The sequence below is a fragment of the Ralstonia sp. OTU4908 genome (assembly GCF_038440115.1).
GTDB classification, from domain to species: Bacteria; Pseudomonadota; Gammaproteobacteria; order Burkholderiales; family Burkholderiaceae; genus Ralstonia; species Ralstonia pickettii.
In genome coordinates, this window is sequence record NZ_JASATD010000019.1 from 18304 (window position 1) to 30800 (window position 12497).

Annotated in this window: 13 protein-coding genes and 1 pseudogene; 5 read left to right on the forward strand and 9 right to left on the reverse strand. The window is 63.1% G+C overall.

The window, feature by feature from the left end:
• Nucleotide 1 precedes the first annotated feature (1 nt).
• The 4 genes and pseudogenes from AAHM38_RS16520 to AAHM38_RS25710 all read left to right on the forward strand — a co-directional run.
• Complete coding sequence (locus tag AAHM38_RS16520) at nt 2-397, forward strand: VOC family protein (RefSeq protein WP_012762499.1); 396 nt, start codon at nt 2-4, stop codon at nt 395-397.
• Nucleotides 398-467: 70 nt separating this feature from the next.
• Nucleotides 468-881 (forward strand): glutamate--cysteine ligase, encoded by a 414-nt coding sequence (locus tag AAHM38_RS16525; protein ID WP_116575402.1) that lies wholly within the window; start codon nt 468-470, stop codon nt 879-881.
• A gap of 13 nt (nt 882-894) precedes the next feature.
• Nucleotides 895-1668, forward strand: coding sequence for a hydroxyacylglutathione hydrolase (gene gloB, locus AAHM38_RS16530; RefSeq protein ID WP_116575401.1), 774 nt, complete (start codon nt 895-897; stop codon nt 1666-1668).
• 168 nt (nt 1669-1836) lie between these two features.
• A pseudogene (locus tag AAHM38_RS25710) lies at nt 1837-2130 on the forward strand (IS481 family transposase); the annotation flags it as partial.
• A 546-nt stretch (nt 2131-2676) separates the two neighbouring features.
• Here AAHM38_RS25710 and AAHM38_RS16535 read toward each other — a convergent pair.
• The 9 genes from AAHM38_RS16535 to AAHM38_RS16575 form a co-directional block, all read right to left on the reverse strand.
• Complete coding sequence (locus AAHM38_RS16535; protein WP_012762496.1) at nt 2677-3435, reverse strand: COG4705 family protein; 759 nt, start codon at nt 3433-3435, stop codon at nt 2677-2679.
• 16 nt (nt 3436-3451) lie between these two features.
• Nucleotides 3452-3904 carry a hypothetical protein gene (locus AAHM38_RS16540; protein ID WP_012762495.1) on the reverse strand — a complete coding sequence of 151 codons (453 nt, stop codon included), beginning with the start codon at nt 3902-3904 and terminating at the stop codon, nt 3452-3454.
• Nucleotides 3905-3929: 25 nt separating this feature from the next.
• Entirely contained in the window at nt 3930-4703 is a 774-nt protein-coding gene (locus AAHM38_RS16545; protein ID WP_116575400.1) for a COG4705 family protein, read from the reverse strand.
• A gap of 86 nt (nt 4704-4789) precedes the next feature.
• On the reverse strand, nt 4790-5125 hold the full coding sequence (locus tag AAHM38_RS16550; RefSeq protein WP_004631218.1) for a PepSY domain-containing protein: 336 nt from the start codon (nt 5123-5125) through the stop codon (nt 4790-4792).
• Between the two features lie 325 nt (nt 5126-5450).
• Nucleotides 5451-6362: an acyltransferase gene (locus tag AAHM38_RS16555; RefSeq protein WP_116575399.1), complete on the reverse strand. Its 912-nt coding sequence runs from the start codon at nt 6360-6362 to the stop codon at nt 5451-5453.
• A 188-nt stretch (nt 6363-6550) separates the two neighbouring features.
• A complete protein-coding gene (locus AAHM38_RS16560) occupies nt 6551-7681 on the reverse strand; it encodes a porin (RefSeq protein WP_009241211.1) in 1131 nt (376 codons plus the stop codon).
• Nucleotides 7682-7942: 261 nt separating this feature from the next.
• Nucleotides 7943-8872 carry an MBL fold metallo-hydrolase gene (locus AAHM38_RS16565; protein WP_004631212.1) on the reverse strand — a complete coding sequence of 310 codons (930 nt, stop codon included), beginning with the start codon at nt 8870-8872 and terminating at the stop codon, nt 7943-7945.
• Nucleotides 8873-8912: 40 nt separating this feature from the next.
• Nucleotides 8913-9860 (reverse strand): quinoprotein relay system zinc metallohydrolase 1, encoded by a 948-nt coding sequence (locus tag AAHM38_RS16570; RefSeq protein WP_004631210.1) that lies wholly within the window; start codon nt 9858-9860, stop codon nt 8913-8915.
• On the reverse strand, nt 9857-10633 hold the full coding sequence (locus AAHM38_RS16575) for a quinoprotein dehydrogenase-associated SoxYZ-like carrier (RefSeq protein WP_342234305.1): 777 nt from the start codon (nt 10631-10633) through the stop codon (nt 9857-9859). Before AAHM38_RS16575 ends, AAHM38_RS16570 begins: the two co-directional genes overlap by 4 nt.
• A gap of 285 nt (nt 10634-10918) precedes the next feature.
• On the opposite strand from AAHM38_RS16575, the gene exaC reads away from it, so the two are divergent.
• On the forward strand, nt 10919-12439 hold the full coding sequence (gene exaC, locus AAHM38_RS16580; protein WP_004631207.1) for an acetaldehyde dehydrogenase ExaC: 1521 nt from the start codon (nt 10919-10921) through the stop codon (nt 12437-12439).
• Nucleotides 12440-12497 lie beyond the last annotated feature (58 nt).

Below are 12497 nucleotides of genomic sequence, written 5' to 3' on the forward strand. Positions count from 1 at the left end.
CATGGCCAAGCTCATCCATACGATGATCCGCGTGCGCGACCTGGACGCGTCGCTGAAGTTTTACCGCGAGGTACTGGACCTGACGCCCTCGCATACGCTCGATTTTCCGGACTTCGGGCTCGTCTACCTGCGCAATGCAGAGAACGATGTTGAACTGGAACTGACTTTGAACAAGGGCCGCCAGGAGCCCTACACCCACGGCGACGGCTATGGCCATGTGGCCGTGGTTGTCGACGATGTGGCCAGCAAGCATGCCGAATTGCTCAGGGCGGGCTACGAGCCGCTGGCGGTCAAGGAATTCAAGGCAAACGATGCGTTGCTAGCCCGCTTCTTCTTCATCCAGGATCCGGACGGCTACAAGATCGAGGTGCTTGAGCGCCTCGGTCACTATCGCTGAGCGGTGCCATCGCGCGGGCATGGCTCAGCGTGCCTGATCTGATCTGATCTGATATTGGAAGCAACGCGCCATGATTCCTCACCTCTTCACCGCGTTCTCGGGCCCGCTTTCGGCTGTCACCAAGGATAGTCAGCCGCTTAGCCGCGTCATCATCCAGGAAGGGGTGCCGTCGAGGGAGCGATTGCACGGCGCCGCGGCCGAACCTGTTGTCTACATGATCGGGCAGCACGTCGTGGGCGGTTTTTATCGGGCCAACGCCGGCAGGGGCGTGGACGAGCATCTGAATGCGCCGGGGGCGGTGTTTTCGCCCATGCTGCCGGTCGATCAATCCTCGCAATCGCGCTCGCTCTCGTTGCGCACTACGGATGAAGAGCCCAACCGCTTCTATCTATACGGAGTCGTCGGTCAACTGGCCGCGCTGGCGGCGAGCGATGAACTCAAGGCCGCGCAAGCCGAGGCGCCGTCGGCGCTGGAATTTGCCTGAAGGCTGGCTCCCCATGTTGACACTTCGACCGTTACCGGCGTTCGCTGACAACTACATTTGGGTATTGCATGATGAGCGACACGCTTGGGTCGTGGATCCTGGGGAGTCTGCACAAGTGCTCGACTATCTGCAGAAGCACGGTCTGGTTCTGCAGGGAATACTTCTGACGCACCATCACTCCGACCATGTCGGCGGAGTGCAGGCGCTGCGCCAGCAAACCGGTGCTGCTGTCTACGGTCCGGCGGGCGAGCCGATTCCCGAGCCTGCGCGCCGGCTGAGGCAGGGCGATCGGGTGGATGTCTTGGAACAGCAGTTTGAGGTGATCGATGTGCCGGGACATACCGCCGGCCACATCGCTTATTTCAGTGCTGCCTGCCCCGATCGACCGCTCTTGTTTTGCGGGGACACGCTGTTTTCGGGAGGCTGCGGAAGGTTGTTCGAGGGCACACCGGAGCAGATGCTGGCATCTCTCGATACGCTCGCGGCCTTGCCGGCGCAGACGCAAGTGTGTCCCGCGCATGAATACACGCTAGCCAACCTGCGGTTCGCGCAGACGGTCGAACCATCTAACGAAGCTCTGGCCCGCCACGTGCGCTATTGCGAGATGTTGCGCGCGCAAGGATTGCCGACGCTACCGAGCCGCCTTGGGCTCGAGCGTCAGATCAACCCGTTCCTTCGCTCGCGCGAACCCAGCGTGCGGCAGTCGCTCAGTCCGTTGCCGTCAGCCAGTCTTGGCGATGTGCACGTCTTTGCCGCGCTTCGCGAATGGAAAAACAACTTTCAATGATCGCGCGCTGAGCGTGGCGCATCGGGTCGTTACGTGTCACAGGGTTCTGCTCGCCCCCTGCGCAGGCGCTTCTGTGGCGATACGACGGCGGCGAGGAACGCGTTCAGCAGGCTATAGGGTTGGGGAGTCACGTAGCGGTGACCTCGGATCGCTTGTCGGTGCGTCGCCAAGCGCCCGCATCAGGCCATCGACCTGGCCACACCGATCACACGCTACCAGCCCAGCCCGCGGCCGTATCCGTCTACGCTGGCACCGATCGAGTACAGCCCGCAGGACATCGTCCTCAACGTCGGATGGAATGGAGAGCTACGCTTGAAGAGCCGCTGCTTCAGGCTCTCCAGCGACTTGCACGGCTTGCCGGTAGCGTTGCGCCCTGACCCGACACAAAGTGATCAGTTCGATCTTTACTTCGTTCACCAACACCTTGGCCGTATCGATCTGAAACTGCCCGACGACTGCTGACAGGTGTCAACCATGTCCTCGCACACCTGTCACCTATGTCTCCGGTCCGTACAGCGGGGCTTTGTCGTGTAAGCGTTCTTGGCGGTACCGTGGAGCGAGTTTTCGTGGGTTTGGGACCGCCATTCTCAGAGTGCCAGTGCGGCGGCGTACCGATAGCCAGTTTTGCTGCTGATGTCGGCGCTGAATCAGGCGGAGATGAACCCGGGCAACTGGGCCCAGTCGATGGGCAAGGGTACGTTTTGCACGTGGGCATCGGAGGTCAGAGCCGGCGGTTGGGCACCATCCAACATCGCCCGCACAAGGTCAGGCGCCGGGAAGGTCCGGCAGATGACGCGCGTCGCAAAGTAGCGAGTAGCGCCCTCTACCTCTGCAATGGCGGCGATGGACGTGACCCTTCCGGCGTCTAACGCGGCCACGGCGGATTGGCCATTCGGTACCCAGTCTGCTGATAGGCGGCATCTCCCGACGCGCCTTGGATGGCGTCCCCGATCATGGGGTCGTCTTCCACAAGCGATACCCGCATGCATCCACCGGCCATTGCCTCCGTCAATGGGCAACCCGAGCTGCGCGTTGCCTGAAGAGCAGCATGCCGGTCAGGATAAAGGCAAGCAGTGCGGCCGACGCGGAGTAGCGGCTCAAAGCGAGCCCACCAGCGCTGTGCGGTTTGTCGAGAAAGTCGCCAACCACGGCGCCCAAGGGGCGTGTCAGGATGAACGCGGCCCAGAACAGCAGTGTGCGGGAAGCGCGGGTCCAGTAGTAGGCGGCGATGATGAGCGCAAGCAGCGCCCCGAAGACCACGGCCGCCCCTGTGTACCCCAAGCCCGCCGTATCTGCCGTCCAATCGCCCAGGGCCGTGCCCAAGGTCTGCGAAAACATGATGGTGACCCAATAGAACGCTTCAGCCTTGGGCGAGTGGACGGTGCTCACCGACACCGACCCCAACGTGCGGTACCAGGCGAAAAGAGAGCCGAGCAGCAGTACCAGCAGCAAGGTGGAGCCGCCTGCATATCCGATACCCAAAGAGCGATCCGCGAAGTCTGCCAGCGTCGTGCCGACCGTGGTCGTGGCGATGATGGTGGTCCAGTAGAGAAGCGGATGAAAGCCCTTGGCTCTTATTTGTGCGGCTACCGACACCAAGAAGACGGCGGCAAAGATGCCGGTGCCCACCAGATAGCCCAGGTTCATCGACATCGAGACAGCATCACCACCGGTTTCGCCCAGTGTGGTGGCCGCAATCTTGAGTAGCCAAAAGGCCAGTGTGACTTCTGGCACTTTGGCCAGAGCGTGCTCTGTTGACGTCTTCATCATGCGTCCTCGCAAATCAAGTCCGACCTTGCAGCGTGTCGAAGGTTTTCAACAAATCGGTCAACGCAGCCTTGCAGTCGGGCTGCTTGGGTGTGTCTGCGCGCAATGCGGCCAGCGCACGGTCAATGGCCTTATCCAGTACGTGCCAATCATTGGCCGCCCGAGGCTTCAGGCCGGCTTCCGCCGCGTCCCAAGAAACCTCCAGATCTTTGATGCGTGCTTTTGCGGACGCCAGATCACCCTTGTCCACGAGGTTGGCAACATCCGTTGCGATGCTGCGAAACGCCGATAGATCACCAAGCTTCGACGCGGTTTTGGATTGGGGCGGTGATGCGGTTTGAGTCGATGTGCCCGGCACTGTCCCAGTTGCGGCTTGAGCCTCCGGTTTGGAGCAACCGGTGGCGATGCTCAGAAACAAGATGGCCGAGACTGTGGCAGTCGCCCGAACGAGTGTGTGTTGATCGAACATGGGGGTTCTCCTAAAAAACGAAGCGCTATTCGGTGGCCTCTACAGCTCGGCTTCTACCCATGCCGAACTGTTCACCCGCCACCAGTAAGACAATCACCGTGAGGAACAGGGCACTGGTCCACATGGCGCCCATGCCGAGACCGCCGTAGGTTTTTGCTTGAGTGAGCAAGTCGCCGAGCGCCGCGCCGAAGGGTCGGGTCAGGATGTACGCGATCCAGAACGTGAGCACGGCGTTGCCACCGATACGCCAGGCGGCGTACGTGACGCCGAGCAACGTGCCGAACACCACGGCTCCCCACGTGAAGCCAAGGCCCAGCGCTTCCGTCGCCAAATCGCCCGCCGCGGTTCCCAGCGCAAACGTACAGAGGATGGCGGCCCAATAGAACAGCTCCCGACGACGCGTGACGATCGAGTGGATCGAGAGCGTTCGTTCGACGCGATACCAGACGAAGAAGATGGCAGCGAGCAGCAGGGCAAACGCGGTGGTGCTGGTGTAAAGGCTGATACCCAACCCATCCGTCAACAGATCCGTGATCTGCGTGCCGACCACGCTGACCAGGACGACCGTGAGCCAGTAGATCGACGGGATATAGCGGCGAGACCGCAGCTGCGCAAACAAGGCAACTGCCAACAATACGGCCATCACGGCTCGTGTTGCGGCTTGGCCCCACCCGGCATTCACGGCCAGGAAATCGGCTCCCGTCTCGCCCACCGTCGTGGACATGATCTTGACGATCCAAAACGACAGTGCAATCTCGGGCACCTTGTTCCATGCGTCACTTACCTGCCACCGATTCATGATGTGTCCTCGCTTTAGTGGGAACCTGAGGGCAGTTTGGTCGAGCGGACTTAGCCTCGACATAGACCCAGGGTTGCCGTACGCAATCAGTCTTGCTTGTCGTGAACGTCGTCGTGATCGGCCTTGTCCTCGACAGCGGAAATGACCGTGCCCTTGTCGGCATCGATCCGAACGTCGAAGACTTTGGCTCCGCTCACAACTTCCACGTCGTACACCCAGCCCTGTTTCGACTGCTCGTATTCGGCGCGTGACGCCTTGCCATTGGCGTGCTGCTCTGCAGCCGCGACAGCTTGAGTCAGCGGGATCTTTGCTTGTGTGACAGCGAGGGCGTCGTTTTGAATGTGGGCTTTGGCGGCGTAGGCGGCCGCGCCCGTCATCGCGATGGCAATGGCGAGGAGGGAAAGCTTGGTGTAGCGGTACATGGTGCTTCTCCTGACATGCGCGCGGAGGTGCGCAATGGAGAAGCTACGCAGGCAGACTTAGGCGGCACTGAGACGATGCGAAATTCCCAGGGCCAAGCCGGCTCACCTGCTTCAGGCTCTGGGTACTGCTCGAACACGCGCCTCCGCTCGGCGCTGAGGCAGATCCACCCTGAATCGATTGGCAGGGAACCAGCTGAGACAGGCCCGCCCCAGACTCACCGCTCCGCCAGCCCCGCCAGCAGTAGCAAAAGCCCCTTGGCTTTACGGCCAAGGGGCTTTTTGTTTGGCGCTTCGATCACCTAGTCAAAAAGCATCGACGCGAAGGCTACGCCACGCGGTTGGCTGCCTGTGCCAGCATGTTTTCGATCTGCTGGTCTTTCTCCTCCCAGAGTTCGGTGAGCCAGCGGTGAAAATCGCTGCGAAAGGCTGAGTCGGTGCTGTAGTCGTGCGTGCAGAAATCCGGCGGGATCGGCAGCTCGCGGATATGCACCATCACCCGGCCGGCGTGGCCGGAGGCCAGTTGCCAGAAGCTCGGTGTGCCGTCCGGATAGGCGATGCTGATATCGAGCAGCGACTGGAACCTTCCGCCCATGGCGTTGAGCGTCAGGGCCAGGGCGCCGGCCTTCGGCTTGAGCAGATGACGATAGGGGGACGACTGCGTCCGGTGCTTTGCCGGGGTGTACCGCGTGCCTTCGGCAAAGTTCATGACGCTGGTCGGCACGTGCGCGAACTTGGCACAGGCGCGACGCGTGGTTTCGCGATCTTGATTGCGCAGCTCGGGGTGCTTGCGCAGCGCTGCCTTGGAGTGCCGCCGCATGAACGGAAAATCCAGCGCCCACCAGGCCAGGCCGATGACCGGCACGTAGATCAGCTGTTGCTTGAGGAAGAACTTGAGCAGTGGGATGCGCCGGTCCAACACCCGCTGCAACACGAAGATGTCCACCCAAGATCGATGGTTGCAATTGACGAGGTACCAACCCGCGTAGCGCAGGTTGTCGGCGCCTTCCACGCTCCACGGCTCACGTTGCAGCACGCCGATCCAGGCATTGTTGCAACCGATCCAGCGCGTTGCGACCCAGTTGAGCATTGGGTCGATCCGGCGGCGGACGGCCACTGCCGGCACCAGCAGCTTGAACGCTGACAGCGTGAACAGCGGCACGCTCCAGAACAGCGTGTTCAAGGCAAGCAGGATTGAGCTAAATGTGCCCAGTAAAAAGGCAGGCAGGACGCGGATCAAGGCACCTCCAATGAGTACCCGCCGGGTGGCCTGGGCGGGCAGGAATCGTGATGTTGAGGATACGTCAGCGTAGCGCGGATCGCCTGCCCAGACCATGCGCTGCGTCAGGATTCGTGCGTCGTCTTCGCATCCGAGGGACGAAAAAAAAACTTGGTGTTGGCCAAGGGTTTTTTCTGCTCAGGTACGGCTCAGAACGAATGCTTCAGCCCCACACCCGCCAGCACTGTCTTCGCGCCCGGCGCCGTACCGCCCGCAACGATGGAAGTCTTGAGACTTTCCAGCGGGTCCACCGTGCCCACTGCGCCCGCATTGACGTACACAAGTTGCGCGTAAAGCGTGGTGCGTTTGGAGAAGGCGTAGTCGTTGCTCAGCACGACCGACTTGGTAGAGCTGTCGTGGGTGCTGCTTTCGTACTTGCTGTAGTAGCCCGCCAGCGTGGCGGTATTGGCGGGGCTCCACTTGTAGTCGAGCCCGGCACCGATCGATTTGACGTCTGACACACGTTGGCCGGTCGGCGCGTTATTGGTGACGCCGATGTAGTTCACGCGGCCCGTAAAGGCGCCGAACGGTACGGCCACACCTGCGCTCCACAGGCGGCTGAGGGTCTCGCCCGTGCCGCTGTCCGCCGTCGACTGATAGCCGAGGCCAACTGTGGCCGGGCCCGTGTAGGTGGCACCCAGCGAGAGTTCATTGCCGCGCCTGAAGCTGCCGGCAGTCTCTCCAAATGAATACGCAACGCCCAGCCACACGGGGCCGAAGTTGTTGGAGTACTGCAGTGCATTGCCGATGAACACGCCCACGTCGTTGCCGGGGTTGGTGCCCGCGCCCATTGCGTTGCCCGGTGCGGGGAGCTGGTTGTAGGCCCAGCCGTACAGGTTCGAGAACTGCTCCTTGAAGCCGCGCACTTCCGTGCCGATCGTACCGATGAGCGCCGGACTGTACTGGCGCCCAAGCGTGATCGCTCCCCAGTTGCCGCTGAGGCCAACGTTCGCTTGCCGGCGGAACAGCTCGGAGCTGAAGCCGGGGCCGGTGGTGAGCGTGCCGGTGTCGCTGCTGAAATGCCCTTCGAGGTTGAAGTTGGCCTTCAACCCACTGCCCAGGTCTTCCGACCCCTTGAGGCCCCAGATGCTCGGGCTGATGCCGCCTGAATGCACTTCGGTGATGCTGCCGCCGGCCGCACTGCGGTTTTGATACTGGAGGCCGGCATCGACCGTGCCGTAGAGGGTGACCGACGATTGTGCGATGGCGCCACTCGCTGCGCAGCCGAGAGCGGCTGCAATGGCGGTCAGGACGCAGGGTCGAAGGCGTGTGTTTTGCATGTTGTCTCCGTATTGTCGTTGTCTGATGCGTCGTGTGAATCGGCTCGGACGCATGGGGTGTTGGCGCTAAACCCGCGGGGGCGGGCTCAACGTCGGCGGGACTTTGCAATATGCGTACCACGACGTTTGCGGCGCATTGCACGGAGTTGCAGCGCGTTGATTAACGTTTGCGGATACCGGCGGCTGTGCGTGGGATGTAGCGTGGCGGGACAGTTGATGCACCACATGTCTGCCGTCTGTTCAGCCATGGAGCAGCTGCGATCAGGCGCTCGGCGCGCTTTGCATCCAGCGATCTTCGAGTTCGCGCCACGCACGTCCGACGTTCAGCGCATGGCGGGGATGAAAGTTGCGCCAGTCGCGATAGGCGTCGCCCGGGACATACGCGAGCGCGCGGGCTGCGTCGCCGCCGCCTTCAATGGCGCGCGTGACCGTGCTGTCGAGCATGTCGAGATAGGCGAGCGTCGGCCGCAGCATCTGAGCAGGCGTGCCGATGGCGGTGCCGACGACGATGTTGGCGGGCAGTTGCACAAGCGCATGCAATGCTTGGCGCCATCCAGCCAGCGAGCCGTCCTGCAGGTCCGGAATGCGCTGCAGATATGCCAGGCCGCCTGTGCACAGCACCCCGCGCTGCGGCGCGTACAGCACCGTGTCGGATGCGCTATGCGCGGCCGTGCAGACGTGGACTTGCCACGCAGTCTTGCCGGTGTGCAGCCAATCGCCATCGCGCAGTGCCGGTTCCGGATAGACGATCTCCGTTTCATGCATGACGCGCGCACCCAGCATGGCGGTCAGGCGCGCCAGACAGGTTTCGCAACGCTGGCGCATGAGGTCGGCGGTGGCGGCGGAGGCCAGGAAGGCAGGGCGCGGCTGCAGTTGTGCGAAGGCGGCGTTGGCCAGCACATGCTCGGGATGCGCATGCGTGTTGACCACCCAGCGGATGGGTTCGGCCGTGATGTGCCGGATGGCCGCGATCAGGTGGTGTCCCCATCGCGCGTGCGGGCCAGGGTCCACCACGAGCACGCCGTTGCCCGTCGTGTGCACCAGCGTGGGCACGACTTCTCCGGCATTCGCGCGCGAGGCTTCTGCATTCACGGCGCGCGCCGCGTACAGGCCGTCCTGCAGGCGCAACAGCGTGACGCGCGCGGGGGCCGCAGACACCGTCGGGGCCGGACTGATCAGTGTCGTGAGCATGATGCGCATCCAGTGTCGCCGCGCGGGGTCTGGCGCCATGTCAGGGCGCCAGCGCGGCGTTCTCGTAACGTGGGTAGAAGCGGGTCACGTTGCGCACGTACTCCGCGGGCATTCCACCCCACAGCGCGTAGGGCGCGTCTACCGGCATCGCAATCACCTCTGCCAGGTCGCGTCCTTCTGCCGCTGAGCGGCGCATACGCGCGTCGAGCCACTGCAGGTACTGACGTGTCTGCGCGATGGCGTCCGCCTTGCCCAGCGCGGGCCCGTGGCTGGGGATCAACACGCGCGCGCCGCTGTCGGCAACGATCTTCTGCAACCGATCGAGACTGGCCAGCCAATGCGCAATGTTGGCGTGCGGTGTGGTGGGAATCCGGTCTCGAAAGGCAATGCCGCCTGCGAAGACCACACCGCTGGTCCGGTCCACTAACACAAGATCGTCATCGGTATGTCCGTCGAGGCGGATCAGGTCGATGCGATGGTGCCCCATGGTGCGTGTGCCAGGGGTCAATGGCGTGCCGGGCGGTGTCGATACCGTGTTCTGCATCCACGCGCCGCAGATGCGGTAAAGATTGTCGGCGTAGGCCGCGCCCTCGCGTTGCGCACCGGCGATGGTGCCGGGCAGCGCCTGGGCACCGACATCCGCATAGGCCTGGTTGCCGAAAAAATAGTCCGGGTGCAAGTTCAGGTTGAACACCCAGCGCACCGGCGCCGAGGTGACCGTGCGGATGGCCTGGCGTTGCTGCTCGCCGTACAGCATCGACGGCCCCGTGTTGATGACGAGCACCCCATCGCCGGTATCAATGAAGCCGGTGTTGATGATGTTGCAGCCGTTGCGCGCAGAGAAATCCGCGTTGGCGCCTTCGAGCACCCAGATGCCGGGCGCAACCGCGTGCGGTACGAGGTGGTAATCGGGGTTCTGCGCGCGCGCGATGGCTGTCAACATCGCAAGACACAGCAGAAGGCCCAACTGTTGGTGGCGTCGGCTCATCGTGTCACCTGCGCGCGGATGCGGTTGCCGTTGTTGTCGACGCCGGCCACGCTGATGCCGCGTCCAACAGGGCCATCCAGATCGAACGAGAGGATCGGGTTCTCGGCCACCGGCTCGTACAGCGCCAGTTCAAGCATGGGCTGACGCCGGGCATCGAGCAGGTTGAGCTGCTCGATATGGAACGACGGAATGCCCGCCACCAGGCCGGTGTCCATCGGATGCATCACGCGCAGACGGATGCGGCTGCCTGCGCCGTTGAAGCCCGGAAACACGCGCGACTCGACCTGGTTCAGCGTGGTGCTCCAGGTGGCGTTCTGGCGTGTGGCGCCCGGCAGCGTGCAGCCACCGCCGGTGGCATCCACCTGCAAGGTGCCGACATGCCAGACACCGTCCGGCGTACGTGCGGCCACGCGCACCGCAGAGGCCTCCTGCAGCTTGAACCGGAACGACAGCGCCGGGCGTACGTGCATCGGCGCGAATTCGAGCACCTTGCGAATCGGGTTGCGGTCGACCGCGACGACGATGCGCTCCACCTTGCCGAGCGCCGATGCGTCGAACGCAATCGGCACCTGCATCGCGTCTTCCGCAAACGCCGGTCCGGTGATCTTGATGCGGCTGTCGAACGTCGTCCGCGCCGCGCCAAACACCTCCTGCTGAATCGTCGGCCAGAGCGGCGAGCCCGCCGGGTCGACGTTCGTATCGGCGCGGGCCGGCCCGGACAGGTACGCAACGGCCAGCGCAGCAGCGGCAGCATGGAGTGAAGCCGTTCTCATCGTGTGCCTTGGCAGGTTCAGATGAAAGGTCCACGTTGCGAAAGTCATGCCATGCAAGCGGTGTGTCCGCACAAGCGTCCATCGGGTGTTCAGGTGATGAGGCGTTGAGCTTTGCAACACCTGTTGTTCCATTCTGGAACAGTCAGGCCGGCCGATCGGCGTGAACAAGCGATGGGAGTGGATCGAGCATCCACCGCAGGGGATGGCCCGGGTTTTGCAGATGACGACCGGACACAGCGCAGACAACGACGCTGCGGTCATCACTCAAACATCAGGAGACAACCCATGCGTTACGCTCATCCCGGCACTCCCGGCGCCATCGTTTCGTTCAAGCCGCGCTATGGCAATTTCATCGGTGGCGAATTCGTGTCGCCGGTCAAGGGCCAGTACTTCACCAACACGACCCCGGTGACGGGCGAGGTGATCGGCGAGTTCCCGCGCTCGACCGCTGAAGACATCGACCGCGCGCTCGACGCCGCGCACGCCGCCGCTGATGCCTGGGGCCGCACCTCGGTGCAGGACCGCTCGCTGATCCTCCTGAAGATTGCCGACCGCATCGAGCAGAACCTCGAACTGCTGGCCGTGACCGAAACGTGGGACAACGGCAAGCCCGTGCGCGAAACGCTAAATGCCGACATCCCGCTGGCCGTGGACCACTTCCGCTACTTCGCCGGCTGCATCCGCGCGCAGGAAGGCTCCGCTGCCGAGATCAACGAACACACCGTGGCGTATCACATCCACGAGCCGCTGGGCGTGGTTGGCCAGATCATCCCGTGGAATTTCCCGCTGCTGATGGCTGCATGGAAGCTGGCGCCCGCACTGGCTGCCGGCAACTGCGTGGTCCTCAAGCCGGCCGAGCAGACGCCGCTGGGCATCTGCGTGCTGATGGAGCTGATTGGCGATCTGCTGCCGGCGGGCGTGCTCAATGTCGTGCACGGCTACGGCAAGGAAGCCGGCGAGGCACTGGCCACCAGCAAGCGCATCGCCAAGATCGCCTTTACGGGCTCGACGCCGGTCGGCTCGCACATCATGAAGTGCGCGGCCGAAAACATCATTCCGTCAACGGTGGAGCTGGGCGGCAAGTCGCCCAACATCTACTTCGAAGACATCATGCAGGCCGAGCCGAGCTTCATCGAAAAGGCCGCCGAAGGCCTGGTGCTGGGCTTCTTCAACCAGGGCGAGGTGTGCACGTGCCCGTCGCGCGCGCTGGTGCAGGAATCCATCTACAGCCGCTTCATGGATGCGGTGTTGACCAAGGTGGCCGCCATCAAGCGCGGCGACCCGCTCGACACCGACACGATGGTCGGCGCGCAGGCTTCGGAGCAGCAGTTCTACAAGATCCGCAGCTACCTGGAGATCGCGCAGGAAGAAGGCGCCGAATGTCTGGTCGGTGGCGATGTGGAAGTGCTGCCCGGCAATCTGTCGAAGGGCTACTACATCAAGCCGACGCTGCTCAAGGGCGACAACAGCATGCGCGTGTTCCAGGAAGAGATCTTCGGCCCGGTGATTGCCGTGACGACGTTCAAGGACGAAGCGCAAGCCCTGCAGATCGCTAATGACACCGACTTTGGCCTGGGCGCCGGTCTTTGGACGCGCGACATCAACCGCGCGTACCGCGTGGGCCGTGCCATCAAAGCAGGGCGCGTGTGGACGAACTGCTACCACCTGTATCCGGCGCACGCGGCGTTTGGCGGCTACAAGAAATCGGGTGTGGGCCGCGAGACCCACAAGATGATGCTCGACCACTATCAGCAGACCAAGAACCTGCTGGTGAGCTACGACACCAAGCCGCTGGGCTTCTTCTGATGGTGTAGCAGGACGGCTGGCGCCGGGGCATCGCGCCTGTGCGCCAGCCGCTGACCTG

Excerpts from the sequence above, each read along its gene's own strand:
- AAHM38_RS16520 (WP_012762499.1), top strand. The coding sequence starts at position 2 with ATGGCCAAGCTCATCCATACGATGATCCGCGTGCGCGACCTGGACGCG.
- AAHM38_RS16525 (WP_116575402.1), top strand. The coding sequence starts at position 468 with ATGATTCCTCACCTCTTCACCGCGTTCTCGGGCCCGCTTTCGGCTGTC.
- gloB (WP_116575401.1), top strand. The coding sequence starts at position 895 with ATGTTGACACTTCGACCGTTACCGGCGTTCGCTGACAACTACATTTGG.
- AAHM38_RS16535 (WP_012762496.1), bottom strand. The coding sequence starts at position 3,435 with ATGAAGACGTCAACAGAGCACGCTCTGGCCAAAGTGCCAGAAGTCACA.
- AAHM38_RS16540 (WP_012762495.1), bottom strand. The coding sequence starts at position 3,904 with ATGTTCGATCAACACACACTCGTTCGGGCGACTGCCACAGTCTCGGCC.
- AAHM38_RS16545 (WP_116575400.1), bottom strand. The coding sequence starts at position 4,703 with ATGAATCGGTGGCAGGTAAGTGACGCATGGAACAAGGTGCCCGAGATT.
- AAHM38_RS16550 (WP_004631218.1), bottom strand. The coding sequence starts at position 5,125 with ATGTACCGCTACACCAAGCTTTCCCTCCTCGCCATTGCCATCGCGATG.
- AAHM38_RS16560 (WP_009241211.1), bottom strand. The coding sequence starts at position 7,681 with ATGCAAAACACACGCCTTCGACCCTGCGTCCTGACCGCCATTGCAGCC.
- AAHM38_RS16565 (WP_004631212.1), bottom strand. The coding sequence starts at position 8,872 with ATGCTCACGACACTGATCAGTCCGGCCCCGACGGTGTCTGCGGCCCCC.
- AAHM38_RS16570 (WP_004631210.1), bottom strand. The coding sequence starts at position 9,860 with ATGAGCCGACGCCACCAACAGTTGGGCCTTCTGCTGTGTCTTGCGATG.
- AAHM38_RS16575 (WP_342234305.1), bottom strand. The coding sequence starts at position 10,633 with ATGAGAACGGCTTCACTCCATGCTGCCGCTGCTGCGCTGGCCGTTGCG.
- exaC (WP_004631207.1), top strand. The coding sequence starts at position 10,919 with ATGCGTTACGCTCATCCCGGCACTCCCGGCGCCATCGTTTCGTTCAAG.